Here is a 13678-nt window from a genome sequence, read left to right as displayed (position 1 = left end):
CCCCATCCACGCCGAATCACGAGCCGAACCTCTCCCCACTGCCATGCTGGATAACCTCACACAACGCCTGGCGCGGGTCGTCAAGACCATGCGCGGCGAGGCCCGACTGACCGAGGCCAACACCGCCGAGATGCTGCGCGAAGTGCGCCTTGCCATGCTCGAAGCCGACGTGGCGCTGCCCGTGGTGCGCGAGTTCGTCGCCCGCGTCAAGGAAAAGGCGCTCGGCGAGGAAGTCGTCAGCAGCCTCACCCCGGGCCAGGCCCTCGTCGGCGTGGTCCAGCGCGAGCTGACCGCGGTCATCGGCGGCGACGAAGCCGTCGACCCCAAGCCGGGCGAGCAGAAATCGGGCGAACTGAACCTGAACGTCCAGCCGCCAGCGATCATCCTGATGGCCGGCCTGCAGGGCGCGGGCAAGACCACCACCTCCGGCAAGCTCGCCAAGTGGCTTAAGGAGAACAAGAAGAAGAAGGTGCTGACGGTGTCGTGCGACGTGTATCGCCCCGCCGCCATCGCCCAGCTGCGCACGGTGTCCGAGCAGGTTGGCGCCGACTTCTTCCCGTCCGAGCCGGACCAGAAGCCCGTGGACATCGCCCGCGCGGCGCTGGACTGGGCCCGCAAGCACTACCACGACGTGCTGATCGTCGATACGGCCGGCCGGCTCGGTATCGACGAGGCGATGATGGCGGAAATCGCCGCGCTGCACGCCGAGCTGAAACCGGTGGAAACGCTGTTCGTGGTCGACGCCATGCTCGGCCAGGATGCCGTGAACACCGCCAAGGCGTTCAACGACGCGCTGCCGCTGACCGGCGTGGTCCTGACCAAGCTCGATGGCGACGCACGCGGCGGTGCCGCGTTGTCTGTACGTCACATTACGGGCCGTCCGATCAAGTTCGTGGGGGTGGGCGAGAAGCTCGACGGCCTGGAGCCGTTCTACCCCGACCGCATGGCCCAGCGCATTCTGGGCATGGGCGACATCCTCGCACTGGTGGAGGAAGCCCAGCGCGGCGTGGACATGGACGCCGCCGAGAAGCTCGCCAAGAAGATCAAGAAGACCGGCGGGTTCGATCTCGAGGACTTCAAGGCGCAGATCGGCCAGATGAAGAAGATGGGCGGCATCGGCAGCCTGGTGGACAAGCTGCCGGCCCAGTTCGCCCAGCAGGCGCAGGGCGCCAATATGGATCAGGCCGAGAAGTCGGTGCGCCGCATGGAGGGCATCATCAACAGCATGACCGCCGCCGAGCGCGCCAAGCCGGAGCTGATCAAGGCCAGCCGCAAGCGCCGCATCGCGGCCGGCGCCGGCGTGCCGGTGCAGGAAGTGAACCGCCTGCTGAACCAGTTCGAGCAGATGCAGGGCATGATGAAGAAGCTCAAGGGCGGCGGCATGATGAAGATGATGCGCCAGATGGGCGGGATGAAGGGCGGCATGAAGGGCCTGTTCAACCGCTAAGCATCGCCCAGACCCACAGATATAAGGACAGAGACATGATGATGACCGCAGACCAGGCCCGCGAACTCTGGGCCAGCTCCGAGGAAATCGTTAGCGCCGCGGAAGTGCAGGATTCGCTGGACCGCATGGCCGATGACATCACCGCGCGCATGGGCGATGCCTTCCCGCTCGTGCTGTCGGTGATGGGCGGCGCGGTGGTCTTCACCGGCATGCTGCTGCCGAAGCTGCAGTTTCCGCTGGAATTCGACTACATCCACCTGTCGCGCTACAACAACAAGACGGTGGGCGGCGAGATGCAATGGCGCGTGGCGCCGCGCGAGTCGGTCAAGGACCGGGTGGTGCTGGTGTTGGACGACATCCTCGACGAAGGCGAGACCATGGCGGCCATCCGCGAGCGCATTCTCGACATGGGCGCCAAGGAATTCCACGCCGCCGTGCTGTGCGAGAAGACCCTGCTCAAGGCCAAGCCGATGCACCCGGACTTCTGCGGCTTCAAGGTGCCAGACCGCTACGTCTTCGGCTGCGGCATGGATGTGAAGGGCTACTGGCGCAACCTCGGCGCCATCCGCGCGCTGGTCTGACTCCCGGACTGGCCTGATTTACGGCGCGCGGCCGTCCGTCGGACTCAGCTTCCGACCCGGTACGGCCGCTCGCGCAGCCACTTGGTGGCAATCCACTTCTCCCCTGACACCACCGGCATGCCGCCGTGCAGCGTGCGGTCGTCCAGCGTGCCGTCCGGCAGCTTGTAGCTGAAAAACACAGCATTGCCCTTGACCGGGGCCACATCCAGCCCGATTCGCGGGAAGGTGGTGGCGCCGCCGGCCGGCGTGCTGTTCAGGTAGATCACCAGCGTGGCCACGCGCTGGCCGCCCACGGCCATCTGGCGCGCCTCGCCCGGATTCTTCGGATTGAAATAGTCGTAGTGCGGCTGGTATTCGGCGCCAGGCTTGTAGTTGAGCACCTGGAAGCCCTCGCCGTGCTCCATCGGCACGCCGGTCACGGCGGCGATGCGTGCCTCCAGCACTTCGAGCAGCGGGTGCTCGCCGACCTGGAACATCGCGCCGGTGCTGGTACGGGCCTCGTGGACGTTCTCGTCACCCGTGGCGGGATTGACGACGGACGAGCGCTGCATGCGGTCACGCGAGAGCGCCACCAGGGCGTCGCACTCGGCCTCGCTGAACAGGCCCTGGAGCAGCATCACGCGCGGCGCCTCGATGCGGAACAGCACCGGGATGTCCCGGCCCGCGTCGCGGATGGCGTTGCCGGCGGGGTCCGGGCCCACCATGTCGGACTTCGGCCGTACCCGGGCGGCGGGCGCCTTGGTGGCGTCGGTGGTGGCCGGGTGCGGCTGGCCCAGCGCATCGGCCACCATGGCCCGGGCGAAGGTCGCGTCGTAGCCGGCGCGCTGCATCGACAGCACCAGCGCATCGGCGTTGAATCCCTGCTTGATATGGCGGGCCAGCCAGCGCTCCAGTTCCGGCGAGGAGGCGTGGTAGCCCTGCCCGGCGGCCCCGGCAGCGTCGGTGCGGGAGTCGAATGTCATGACGGATTGGCCAGTCGCTGCGGCGAAAACGGGTTGCGCGCGGGGGACTCCGGCGGCAGGCGGCGCGAGGTGGCCGGCGGCGGCACGGCGGCTGCGCCCGGGTCGCCGGCGATCGTCACCGTCGATTCCGAATACTGCCAGCGCTTCCACGCGCCCAGCACGGCGTTCGGGTACTCCGGCCGGCCCCGGCTGCCGTTGTAGCGGCCGAGCGCCAGGAACAGGTCGCCGTTCTCGCGGTCCAGGTAGTGGCGCAGGATGGTGCAGCCGTAGCGCAGGTTGCTCTGGAGGTGGAACAGCTTGCGCACGTCGCTGTCGCCGATGGTACGCACCCAGAACGGCATGACCTGCATCAGCCCACGTGCATCGGCCGAGCTGATCGCATATTTCCGGAAGCCGCTTTCCACCTGGACCAGCCCGAGCACCAGCGACGGCTCCAGCCCGGCCCGCTTGGCCTCGTAGTAGACCGTCTCGATCAGTTCCACGCGGATCTGCGGCTCGGGAATCCGGGATTCGAGCCGGCGCGACATCTCGCCCAGCCATTTCAGGTAGCCGAGCCGCTCGCCGCCCGAGGCGAACGCCGGGCGGACGGGCCTGCCATCGGCAATGGCCGCCGCCAGCGCGCCGCGCACGGAGTCGGCCAGCGCCTCCTCCTTCTGCGCCCCCGCATGGGCCGTGGCCGCCGCGACGGCCAGCAGCAGGCCGCCGGCCAGCACGGACCAGCGGCGGGGGGTGAACAGGCGTGACGCGTGCATCGGCTTCCTTTTCCTTACTTCAACAGCGGATTTCAGCTGGCCAGCTGGGTGCGCACATGGCCCACCACGTCAGCCACGGCCACCGGGGTGGCCTGGGCGTCGCGGCGGCCCTGGTATTCGACCTTGCCTTCCTTCAGGCCACGGTCGCCCACCACCACACGGTGCGGCACGCCGATCAGTTCCCAGTCGGCAAACATCACGCCGGGGCGCTCGCCACGGTCGTCCAGGATCACATCGACACCGGCCGCCAGCAGCTCGGCATGGATGCGGTCGGCTTCCGCGCGCACAGCTTCGTTGCGGTCGTAGCCGACCGGGCAGACCACCACCGCGAACGGGGCGATGGCGGCCGGCCAGATGATGCCGCGCTCATCGTAGTTCTGTTCGATGGCAGCGCCAAGAATCCGCGTCACGCCAATGCCGTAGCAGCCCATCTGCATCGGCTGGGTCTTGCCGTTTTCGTCGAGGTAGGTGGCGCTCATCGACTCGGAATACCGGGTGCCGAGCATGAACACGTGGCCCACCTCGATGCCCCGGCAGATCTCCAGCGTGCCCTTGCCGTCCGGCGAGGCGTCGCCGGCCACCACGTTGCGCAGGTCCGCCACGATCGGCTCGGGCAGGTCGCGGCCCCAGTTCACGCCAGTGTAGTGGTAGTCGCGGTCATTGGCGCCACAGCAGAAATCGGCCATGTTGGCCACCGTGCGGTCCGCCACCAGCTTCACCGGCTTCTTCGTGCCGATCGGGCCGAGGTAGCCGGGGGGCGAGCCGAAGGTGTCGACGATCTCGTTCTCGGTCGCGAAACGGAAATCTAGCAGGCCCGGCACCTTCGACGCCTTGACCTCGTTCAGTTCGTGGTCGCCACGCAACAGCAGCAGCCAGATCTCGGCGCCGGCGTCGGTGTCCTTGGCCAGCACGATCGACTTCACCGTGCGCACCAGCGGCATGTTCAGGAATTCGGCGACGTGCTCGCACTTGGCCTTGCCCGGGGTGTGGGTCTTGGCCATGGCCTCGGCCGGCGCGGGACGGGCGGCGTCCAGCGTCAGCGCCTCGGCGGCTTCCATGTTGGCGGCGTATTCCGAGGTGGGGCAGTAGACGATGGCGTCCTCGCCGGTATCGGCGATCACGTGGAACTCGTGCGAGCCCGAGCCGCCGATGGCGCCGTTATCGGCCGCCACAGCGCGGAATTCCAGGCCGAAACGCTGGAAGATGCGCGTGTAGGTGTCGTACATGTTGCGGTACGAGCCCTTCAGGCCGTCCAGGTCCCGGTCGAAGGAATAGGCGTCCTTCATGGTGAACTCGCGGCCACGCATGATGCCGAAGCGGGGCCGGCGCTCGTCGCGGAACTTGGTCTGAATCTGATAGAAGTTCACCGGGAGCTGCTTGTAGCTGCGGATGTCGCTGCGGGCGATGTCCGTAACCACTTCCTCGGAAGTCGGCTGCATGACGAAATCGCGCTCGTGGCGGTCTTTCAGGCGCAGCAGCTCGGGGCCCATCTTGTCCCAGCGGCCGGTCTCCTGCCAGAGTTCGGCCGGCTGGATCACGGGCATCGACAGTTCCAGGGCGCCGGCGCGGTTCATTTCCTCGCGGACGATGTTCTCCACCTTGCGGATCACGCGCAGCCCCACCGGCATGTAGCTGTAGATGCCGGCGCCGACCTTTTTGATCATGCCAGCCCGCATCATGAGTTTGTGCGACACGATTTCCGCGTCGGCGGGGGCTTCCTTGAGGGTGGAAATGAAGAATTGCGAGGCTTTCATCCGTTGCTTTCTCGTGAGTCGGGCAGTGCCCGGCAGCGCCGGCCTGGCCAGGCGCGGCATTTCATTTGGCGGGACGCGCCGGAAACTGCCCTTCCCGCTCGGGGAAAACCAGCATTCCCGGCGTCAGGCCGACCCGCGCGCTTCCTTTATAATCGACGTAATTCTAAAGGATTCGAGGTGCAGTCATGCTCGATCGTGAAGGCTTTCGCCCGAACGTCGGCATCATCCTCATCAACGCACGCAACGAGGTTTTCTGGGGCAAGCGAATCGGCGAACACTCCTGGCAGTTTCCGCAGGGCGGCATCAAGTACGGCGAAACGCCGGAACAGGCCATGTACCGCGAGCTGCAGGAAGAAGTCGGCCTGCTTCCGGAGCACGTCAGGATCGTCGGTCGCACGCGCGACTGGTTGCGTTATGAGGTGCCGGACAAGTTCATCCGCCGCGAAATCCGCGGCCACTATAAGGGCCAGAAGCAGATCTGGTTCCTGTTGCGCATGGTCTGCCGCGATTGCGACATCCACCTGCGTGCCACGGACCATCCCGAATTCGACGCCTGGCGCTGGAGCCAGTACTGGGTGCCGCTGGACGCGGTCATCGAATTCAAGCGCGATGTCTACCAGATGGCGCTGACCGAGTTGTCGCGCTTCCTGAATCGTGGCCGCGCGCCGCTGAGTCCCTATGGCACCCATGGTCACCATGGTTTCCACGGGAATCACGGCCATCCTGGCCACAACGGGCACCATGGCGGCGAGGGCCGGCATGGGGACGACGCACGCCCGGAAGAGCCAATGGCTGTGTCCGGCGTCGTGCCTGAGACCGCCGCCACGGCGATCCAGGAAGCCGTGCCCGCTTCGCCGGCCAGCCCGGCACCTACCCAACGGAGTTCCGATGACTAGTTTCACCGGCCGGCGCGTGCGCGCCGGTCTGTTGCTCGCCGCCGCCTGCCTGGCGCTGGCCGGCTGCAAGACCACCAGCAAGGGCCTGCCCGAGGAAGAGTCCACCTGGGTCAACCCGTTCGAGGAAAAGGTATTCAAGGAGGCCGACACCGGCCTGCCGGCGCTGCCCCAGGAAGCGGACCTGATTCCGTTCTCGGTCAACGGCAGCGGGGATTTCCGCTTCGCAGTGGACAGCAAGTCCATCAGCGTGGGCCCGGACAAGGTGGTGCGCTTCACCGTGGTCATCACCAGCCCCGGCGGCGGACGCAATGTGAACTACGAAGGCATGCGCTGCGACGCGTTCGAGCGCAAGCTCTACGCCACCCTGCCGCAGGGCGCCACGGCCTGGATTCCGAACCGGGCCGACGACCGCGACACCTGGTATCGGATGGAAACCCGCGCCCGCAACGCCTACCCGGCCGCGCTGGCCACCGACTTCTTCTGCGAAGGCCGCACCGTGGCCGGCAGCCCGGAGAAGATGATCAAGGACCTGCGCGCCTACGCGCCGCGCCGCTAACCCGGCGCTTCGGCAAGGCTGGAATGCAAAACGGCGAGGCCCTGGGGCCTCGCCGTTTTGCTTCATCTTGCCTCGGTTTGTCGTCAGAAATCAGACGAGTACGAGGTTGTCCCGGTGAATCAGCTCCGGCTCGTTCAGGTGGCCCAGCACCGATTCGATCTCGGACGAAGGCTTGCGGGCAATCAGCCGCGCCTCGGCGCTCGAATAGTTGGTGATGCCGCGCGCCACCTCGTGGCCAGCCGGGCTCACGCAGGCGATCACCTCGCCACGCGCAAATTCGCCCTGCACCTCCACCACGCCAATCGGCAGCAGCGACTTGCCGCCGCTGGTCAACTTCTCCACCGCACCGTTATCGATGACCACCCGGCCGCGCAGCTGCAAGTGATCTGCCATCCACTGCTTGCGCGCGGTCAGGCGGCCGGTCGGCGCCAGCAACTGGGTGCCGATGGCCTCGCCTTCGGCCAGCCGGCCCAGCACGTCGGCCTCACGGCCCGAGGCGATGGTGGTGTGGGCGCCGGACTTCGCCGCGCGCTTGGCCGCCAGGATCTTGGTCAGCATGCCGCCCCGCCCGATCGACGTCCCGGCACCGCCCGCCATGGCTTCCAGTTCCGGCGTGCCGGCCAGCGCCTCGTCCACGAACCTGGCGTTCGGGTCCTTGCGCGGATCGGCCGTGTACAGCCCGCGCTGGTCGGTCAGGATGACCAGTGCGTCGCCTTCGATCAGGTTGGTGACGAGCGCGCCCAGCGTGTCGTTGTCGCCGAACTTGATTTCGTCGGTCACGACCGTATCGTTCTCGTTGATGATCGGCACCACGCCGAGCGAGAGCAGCGTCAGCAGCGTGGAGCGCGCGTTCAGGTAGCGTTCCCGGTCGGCCAGGTCGGCGTGGGTCAGCAGCACCTGCGCGGTGCGGATGCCGTAGCGCCCGAACTGGCTTTCGTAGACCTGGGCCAGCCCCATCTGCCCGACGGCGGCAGCGGCCTGCAATTCGTGGATTTCCTTGGGCCGGCGCACCCAGCCCAGGCGCTGCATGCCTTCGGCGATGGCGCCGGAGCTGACCAGCACCACTTCCTTGCCGGCGCCGCGCAGCTTGGCGATCTGGGCTGCCCAGCGCGCGATGGCGTCGTGGTCCAGCCCCTTCCCATCATTGGTGACCAGGCTCGAGCCTACCTTGACGACAATGCGTTTTGCCTGGGCGATGACCGATTGCATGGCGAGGATCCTGTCTCCGGGTGCCGGGGTGTTCTGGTTATTCTGCGGTACTGGCTAGCCCTCGCCGCAAGGCGTCAGGCCTGGTTGCCCTGATCACCCTGATCGCCAGCGCCGGCATCGGGCGCCACGTTGTGCAGGCGGTCGTCCAGACGGATATCGGGCTCGGCCAGCGCGGCGGCCTCTTCGGCCTTGATCGCGGCCAGATGGTCCTTGATCGCGTAGATCAGCTCACGGCAGCCCTCGCCAGTCAGCGCCGAAATGTGGAACACGGGCCCCTTCCACTTGTAGCGCTTGACGAAGTCCTTCATGCGCGTGGCGCGCTCTTCATCCGGCACCACATCGAGCTTGTTCAGCACCAGCCAGCGCGGCTTCTCGTACAGCGTTTCGTCGTACTTCTTCAATTCGTTGACGATGGCACGCGCCTCGGCCACCGGATCGACGTTCTCGTCGAACGGGGCGATGTCCACAATGTGCAGCAAGAGGCCCGTGCGCTGCAGGTGGCGCAGGAACTGGTGACCCAGCCCGGCACCTTCGGCGGCGCCTTCGATCAGGCCGGGAATGTCCGCCACCACGAACGATTGCTCGTGGTCCACACGGACCACGCCGAGGTTCGGATGCAGCGTCGTGAACGGATAGTCGGCCACTTTGGGACGCGCGTTCGAGATATGCGAGATGAACGTCGACTTGCCCGCGTTCGGCATGCCGAGCAGGCCCACGTCGGCCAGCACCTTGAGTTCGAGCCGCAGCATGCGGCGCTCGCCGGGCTTGCCGTCGACCTGCTGGCGCGGCGCGCGGTTGGTACTCGACTTGAAGTGGAGGTTGCCCCAGCCGCCCATGCCGCCTTCGGCCAGGCACACGGTCTGGCCGTGCTCGGTCAGGTCGGCGATGACCTCGCCGGTGTCCATGTCCATGATCAGCGTACCGACCGGCATGCGCAGCGTGACGTCCTCGCCGGCAGCGCCGTAGCAATCCGCGCCACGGCCGTTCTCGCCGTTACGGGCCACGTGCTTCTTGGAGTAGCGGTAGTCGATCAGGGTGTTGATATTGCGGTCGGCCTGCGCGAACACGCTGCCGCCCCGCCCGCCGTCACCGCCATCGGGGCCACCGAAGGGCACAAACTTCTCGCGCCGGAACGACGCACTCCCGTTGCCGCCATTGCCGGCAATCGCCTCGATTCGGGCTTCGTCGATGAACTTCATATTGGTCTTCCCAGATGGATCGGGCCGGCTTTATTCATGCCAGAAATGAAAAGGCCCCGCAAGTGTTGCGGGGCCTTCGGGCTGCAAAGGCTGTTATCAGGCCGCCGGAACGACGCTGACTTGCTGCTTCTTGGCAGCGCCCTTGACGGCGAACTGCACGTGACCGTCCACTAGTGCGAACAGGGTGTGGTCCTTGCCGATACCCACGTTATCACCAGCGTGCACGCGAGTGCCGCGTTGGCGAACGATGATGCCGCCGGCGTTGATGGCCTGGCCACCGTACACCTTCACGCCCAGACGCTTCGATTCCGAATCACGGCCGTTCCGCGTGGAACCGCCGCCTTTTTTCTGTGCCATGTCTTAACTCCTGTTTACCTGATTGCGTTGAATACCTGTTGTCCGAGCAATGCTCAGGCAACGATGGCTTCGATGCGCAGTTCGGTGTAATTCTGACGATGGCCCTGGCGCTTCTGGTAGTGCTTGCGACGGCGCATCTTGAAGATCTTCACCTTGTCGTGACGACCCTGGGAGATCACGGTAGCCTTGACGGAAGCCCCGCTCACCAGCGGCGTACCAAACTTGATTTGGTCGCCGGCGCCCACTGCGAGCACCTGGTCCAGCGTGATTTCTGCGCCAATGTCTGCCGGTATCTGTTCTACTTTAAGTTTTTCGCCAGCAGCAACCTTGTATTGCTTGCCGCCGGTTTTTACGACCGCGTACATTGTCGAACCTCTCGATGTGAATGAAACGTTGAATGCTGCCCCGGTATTTCACGGGACCGGCGCCGTTTCGTGCGCCGACTTGCTGCTTTGCCGTCCGGCGGCTCGCCGTATACAGCGCAAACCAACCGAAGGAACCGGCGATTGTAGACCAGTTTTCCAGAAAGCGCAAAGGGCGCGATACGGAAAGGTCAAAGAAAAGCCAACGGAAACAAATACATAGCCTGCCGGAGCGTTGCGCAGCGGCGACTGGCGCACTTCGCGCCGGAATGCGGATCAGATCAGGTCGGCGAGCAGGAACCCGGCAAGGGCGGCAAACGCCACCCACCAGGCGGTGCGGCGGACCTGCCTGCGGGAGGCAGGGGCCTTGTTCATGCCGTCATTATAGATAGGCGCCGCCCCTTCTGGGCCGTTCTGGCCGCATGCAAGCGGCCATGGCGACACCGCGATCGCATATAATCCACCGGTTTTGCGAACCGGTGATTCCATCTTGTCCCAGTCTTCCGCCACTGCCTTGCTTGCCCCGGTCGCTGCCGACATGCGCGCCGTCGATGCCGTCATCCGGCGCCGCCTGTCTTCTGAAGTGCCCCTGATCGAGCAGATCGGCGAATACATCATCGGCGCGGGCGGCAAGCGGCTGCGTCCGGTCATCCTGCTGCTTTCGGCGCGCGCGTTCGGCTACGAGGGCCATCGCCATCACGAACTCGCCGCTGTGGTGGAGTTCATCCACACCGCCACGCTGCTCCACGACGACGTGGTGGACGAATCCGAGTTGCGCCGTGGCCGCCAGACCGCCAACGCGGTGTTCGGCAACGCAGCCAGCGTACTGGTGGGCGACTTCCTCTATTCGCGCGCCTTCCAGATGATGGTCGAGGCCGGCAGCATGCGCATCATGGAGATCCTCTCCAATGCGACCAACGTGATTGCCGAGGGCGAGGTCCTGCAGTTGCTGAACATGCACGACCCGGACGTGACCGTGGAGCGCTACCTCCAGGTGATCCGCTACAAGACCGCCAAGCTGTTCGAAGCCTCGGCCGAACTGGGCGCGGTGCTGGCCGGCGCGGACCCCGCCATGGAAGAAGCCGCGGCCGAGTACGGCCGCCGCATCGGCACGGCATTCCAGCTGATCGACGACATGCTCGACTACACGGCCAGCGCCGAGCAGATGGGCAAGAACGCCGGCGACGACCTGCGCGAGGGCAAGCCCACGCTGCCGCTGCTCCACCTGCTCGAGCACGGCACCGCAGAACAGCGCGAACTCGCGCGCGAGGCCATCGTCCAGGGCGGCACGGAACACTTTGATGCAGTCTTCTCGGCCATCCATGCCAGCGGCGCGCTGGAGGTGACGTTTGCCGCCGCGCAGCGCGAAGCAGAAGCCGCGGAAAAGGCGGCAATGCAATTTCCCCCTTCCCAACTGAAGGAAACGCTGATACACTTGTGTGCTTTCTCGCTGCAACGTCAGTCGTAACAACGCACCGACAAGTCAGCGCGAAAAAACCCTAGCAGTAACAAGAAATCGGGGTGTAGCTTAGCCTGGTAGAGCGCTACGTTCGGGACGTAGAGGCCGGAGGTTCGAATCCTCTCACCCCGACCAGATTTCGATGTCATGCGCCAGCGTGATGTCCACGAAAAAGCCGCACAGCAATGTGCGGCTTTTTCGTTTCCCGCCCCCCTTCCCCCTCCCCCGCGCAAGTAGGGTTGCGGACGTGTCGCGCAAACGCCAACGCGCCCGCCCCGTCGCTTTACAAAAAGTGACCCCGGCGGCAAACTGCCCCGGTCCGGGACCCTCTGCACCCGATCCCGCCGCAGTCAAACGCGCCGCCGGCCGGCTTCATCCGATCGCGCGCTTATCGCTCGTATTTCGCCATGACACTAGGCCTTGCGCTCGCCCAGAGCCGACGGATCGCCCCCGCGCTACTCGCGCAGCTCGAGCAATCGGCCCGGGAGAAGAAGTCGCAGCTGATTGACGAGATCATCGGCAGCGGCACCATGTCTGCCCACGACGTGGCGATCTTCGCCGCCGACAAGTACCAGCTACCGCTGCTCGATCTGGCCCAGTACAACCTCAATCGCGTGCCGCCCGCGCTGGCCGGCAATCGCGAATTCCACGCCCACCGCCTGCTGCCCCTGGGCCGCCGTGAGAACCGGCTCATCGTGGCGCTGTCCGACCCGACCAACCAGGCCGGCGTGGACGCCATCAAGCAGAAATTCAACCTGCCGGTGGAAACCGTGGTGGTGGAGCACGACAAGCTGATGAAGCACGTGCGCGCCGCCGGCGAGGCGCTCGGGACGATGAAGAACATCTCGCCCGTGACGCCCACCGCCACCAAGATGATCGAATACGATCCGGTGGCGGCCGCGGCCGGCGTCCGCAAGGGCGGGCCGGGCAACGAGATCGACGACGCCCCCGTGGTGCGCTTCCTCCAGAAGCTGCTGACCGAGGCGTTCCAGCGCGGCGCGTCGGACTTGCACTTCGAACCGTTCGAGTTCTTCTACCGCGTGCGCTTCCGCGTGGACGGCGTGCTGCAGGAAGTGGCACGCCCGCCGCTCGACATCCGCGACAAGGTCGCCACCCGCATCAAGGTGCTGTCGCGCCTGGACATCTCGGAAAAGCGCGTGCCGCAGGACGGCCGCATGAAGCTGCTGCTCTCGCTGCCCAAGGACAAGGACGCCAAGGAGGTCATCGAGAAAGCGATCGACTTCCGCGTCTCCACGCTGCCCACGCTGTTCGGCGAGAAGATCGTGATGCGGATTCTGGAATCCTCGTCCGACAAGCTCGACATCGACCAGCTCGGCTACGAGCCCGCGCAGAAGGCGCTGCTGCTGGAGGTGATCAAGCGGCCGTACGGGATGGTGCTGGTCACCGGCCCCACCGGCAGCGGCAAGACGGTGTCGCTCTATACGTTCCTGAACATGCTGAACCAGGGCGACATCAACATTTCCACGGCGGAGGATCCGGCGGAAATCCAGCTGCCCGGTATCAACCAGGTGAACGTGAACGACAAGGCCGGCCTGACCTTCGCGGCGGCGCTGAAGTCGTTCCTGCGGCAGGATCCGGACATCATCATGGTCGGCGAAATCCGTGACCTGGAAACCGCCGATATTTCGATCAAGGCCGCCCAGACGGGCCACCTGGTGCTCTCCACGCTGCACACCAACGACGCCCCGACCACGCTCACGCGCCTGATGAACATGGGCGTGGCGCCGTTCAACATCGCGTCCTCGGTGCTGATGATCACGGCGCAGCGGCTGGCGCGCCGGCTCTGCACCTGCAAGCGCGCCGGCGATATTCCCAAGCCGGCCCTGCTCGACGCCGGCTTCACCGAGGCCGACACGGACGGCAGCTGGCAGCCCTACCACCCGGTGGGCTGCGAGCGCTGCAACGGCAGCGGCTACAAGGGCCGCTGCGGTATTTATCAGGTCATGCCGATCACGGAAGCGATGCAGCAGATCATTCTGTCGCACGGCACGGCGCTGCAAATCGCCGAGCAGGCGCGCCGGGACGGCGTGCTATCTTTGCGGGAATCTGGCCTGCTCAAGGTCAAACAGGGCGTCACGTCACTCGAAGAAGTGCTGGCGACCACCAATACGTAAAACAATAGT

Annotated in this window: 14 protein-coding genes and 1 tRNA gene; 7 read left to right on the top strand and 8 right to left on the bottom strand. The window is 65.7% G+C overall.

Annotated features, from left to right (window positions below):
* Positions 1–43: 43 nt before the first annotated feature.
* A complete protein-coding gene (gene ffh / locus AC1DFU_RS18625) occupies positions 44–1447 on the top strand; it encodes a signal recognition particle protein (protein ID WP_092298641.1) in 1404 nt (467 codons plus the stop codon).
* Positions 1448–1485: 38 nt separating this feature from the next.
* Complete coding sequence (locus tag AC1DFU_RS18620) at positions 1486–2028, top strand: hypoxanthine-guanine phosphoribosyltransferase (protein WP_092298972.1); 543 nt, start codon at positions 1486–1488, stop codon at positions 2026–2028.
* 44 nt (positions 2029–2072) lie between these two features.
* On the opposite strand, the gene AC1DFU_RS18615 is transcribed toward AC1DFU_RS18620, so the two are convergent.
* From AC1DFU_RS18615 to AC1DFU_RS18605, 3 genes are read right to left on the bottom strand one after another with little or no spacing between them, the layout of a single operon-like run.
* Positions 2073–2990, bottom strand: coding sequence for a 2OG-Fe(II) oxygenase (locus AC1DFU_RS18615; protein WP_441592221.1), 918 nt, complete (start codon positions 2988–2990; stop codon positions 2073–2075).
* Positions 2987–3742 (bottom strand): lytic transglycosylase domain-containing protein, encoded by a 756-nt coding sequence (locus AC1DFU_RS18610; RefSeq protein ID WP_092298635.1) that lies wholly within the window; start codon positions 3740–3742, stop codon positions 2987–2989. Before AC1DFU_RS18610 ends, AC1DFU_RS18615 begins: the two co-directional genes overlap by 4 nt.
* Before the next feature lie 32 nt (positions 3743–3774).
* Positions 3775–5496, bottom strand: coding sequence for a proline--tRNA ligase (locus AC1DFU_RS18605; protein ID WP_441592220.1), 1722 nt, complete (start codon positions 5494–5496; stop codon positions 3775–3777).
* 185 nt (positions 5497–5681) lie between these two features.
* Between AC1DFU_RS18605 and AC1DFU_RS18600 the strand changes: the two genes are divergently transcribed.
* Positions 5682–6392: an RNA pyrophosphohydrolase gene (locus AC1DFU_RS18600; RefSeq protein ID WP_092298629.1), complete on the top strand. Its 711-nt coding sequence runs from the start codon at positions 5682–5684 to the stop codon at positions 6390–6392.
* Positions 6385–6948: a CNP1-like family protein gene (locus AC1DFU_RS18595; RefSeq protein WP_092298626.1), complete on the top strand. Its 564-nt coding sequence runs from the start codon at positions 6385–6387 to the stop codon at positions 6946–6948. Before AC1DFU_RS18600 ends, AC1DFU_RS18595 begins: the two co-directional genes overlap by 8 nt.
* A 90-nt stretch (positions 6949–7038) precedes the next feature.
* Here the strand turns inward: AC1DFU_RS18595 and proB are convergent, their stop codons facing one another.
* The 5 genes from proB to AC1DFU_RS18570 form a co-directional block, all read right to left on the bottom strand.
* Entirely contained in the window at positions 7039–8157 is a 1119-nt protein-coding gene (gene proB / locus AC1DFU_RS18590; protein ID WP_092298623.1) for a glutamate 5-kinase, read from the bottom strand.
* Positions 8158–8231: 74 nt separating this feature from the next.
* Positions 8232–9356, bottom strand: a complete 1125-nt coding sequence (cgtA, locus tag AC1DFU_RS18585; protein WP_441592217.1) for an Obg family GTPase CgtA — start codon at positions 9354–9356, stop codon at positions 8232–8234.
* Between the two features lie 96 nt (positions 9357–9452).
* On the bottom strand, positions 9453–9713 hold the full coding sequence (rpmA, locus tag AC1DFU_RS18580) for a 50S ribosomal protein L27 (RefSeq protein WP_061955320.1): 261 nt from the start codon (positions 9711–9713) through the stop codon (positions 9453–9455).
* 53 nt (positions 9714–9766) lie between these two features.
* Entirely contained in the window at positions 9767–10078 is a 312-nt protein-coding gene (gene rplU / locus AC1DFU_RS18575) for a 50S ribosomal protein L21 (RefSeq protein WP_006576525.1), read from the bottom strand.
* Positions 10079–10351: 273 nt separating this feature from the next.
* The gene (locus tag AC1DFU_RS18570; RefSeq protein ID WP_441592213.1) at positions 10352–10615 is read right to left on the bottom strand and encodes a hypothetical protein; all 264 of its coding nucleotides are present in this window, start codon (positions 10613–10615) and stop codon (positions 10352–10354) included.
* Between AC1DFU_RS18570 and ispB the strand changes: the two genes are divergently transcribed.
* From ispB to pilB, 3 genes are all read left to right on the top strand, one after another.
* Positions 10614–11543 carry an octaprenyl diphosphate synthase gene (ispB, locus tag AC1DFU_RS18565; protein ID WP_092298617.1) on the top strand — a complete coding sequence of 310 codons (930 nt, stop codon included), beginning with the start codon at positions 10614–10616 and terminating at the stop codon, positions 11541–11543. The two genes, AC1DFU_RS18570 and ispB, sit on opposite strands and share 2 nt — an antisense overlap.
* A 49-nt stretch (positions 11544–11592) precedes the next feature.
* Positions 11593–11669, top strand: a tRNA-Pro gene (locus AC1DFU_RS18560).
* Between the two features lie 272 nt (positions 11670–11941).
* Entirely contained in the window at positions 11942–13669 is a 1728-nt protein-coding gene (pilB, locus tag AC1DFU_RS18555) for a type IV-A pilus assembly ATPase PilB (protein WP_092298614.1), read from the top strand.
* Positions 13670–13678 lie beyond the last annotated feature (9 nt).

The organism is Cupriavidus sp. 10L45 (assembly GCF_056395225.1).
Note: the sequence above shows the minus strand (reverse complement) of the source record. Positions and strands in the feature narration are given on the sequence as shown.

Bases quoted from the DNA above. Each gene is read 5' to 3' on its own strand.
- rpmA (WP_061955320.1), bottom strand. From the start codon at position 9,713: ATGGCACAGAAAAAAGGCGGCGGTTCCACGCGGAACGGCCGTGATTCG.
- proB (WP_092298623.1), bottom strand. From the start codon at position 8,157: ATGCAATCGGTCATCGCCCAGGCAAAACGCATTGTCGTCAAGGTAGGC.
- cgtA (WP_441592217.1), bottom strand. From the start codon at position 9,356: ATGAAGTTCATCGACGAAGCCCGAATCGAGGCGATTGCCGGCAATGGC.
- AC1DFU_RS18620 (WP_092298972.1), top strand. From the start codon at position 1,486: ATGATGACCGCAGACCAGGCCCGCGAACTCTGGGCCAGCTCCGAGGAA.
- AC1DFU_RS18615 (WP_441592221.1), bottom strand. From the start codon at position 2,990: ATGACATTCGACTCCCGCACCGACGCTGCCGGGGCCGCCGGGCAGGGC.
- AC1DFU_RS18610 (WP_092298635.1), bottom strand. From the start codon at position 3,742: ATGCACGCGTCACGCCTGTTCACCCCCCGCCGCTGGTCCGTGCTGGCC.
- AC1DFU_RS18570 (WP_441592213.1), bottom strand. From the start codon at position 10,615: ATGTCGGCAGCGACCGGGGCAAGCAAGGCAGTGGCGGAAGACTGGGAC.
- ffh (WP_092298641.1), top strand. From the start codon at position 44: ATGCTGGATAACCTCACACAACGCCTGGCGCGGGTCGTCAAGACCATG.
- AC1DFU_RS18600 (WP_092298629.1), top strand. From the start codon at position 5,682: ATGCTCGATCGTGAAGGCTTTCGCCCGAACGTCGGCATCATCCTCATC.
- AC1DFU_RS18605 (WP_441592220.1), bottom strand. From the start codon at position 5,496: ATGAAAGCCTCGCAATTCTTCATTTCCACCCTCAAGGAAGCCCCCGCC.
- pilB (WP_092298614.1), top strand. From the start codon at position 11,942: ATGACACTAGGCCTTGCGCTCGCCCAGAGCCGACGGATCGCCCCCGCG.
- rplU (WP_006576525.1), bottom strand. From the start codon at position 10,078: ATGTACGCGGTCGTAAAAACCGGCGGCAAGCAATACAAGGTTGCTGCT.
- AC1DFU_RS18595 (WP_092298626.1), top strand. From the start codon at position 6,385: ATGACTAGTTTCACCGGCCGGCGCGTGCGCGCCGGTCTGTTGCTCGCC.
- ispB (WP_092298617.1), top strand. From the start codon at position 10,614: ATGCGCGCCGTCGATGCCGTCATCCGGCGCCGCCTGTCTTCTGAAGTG.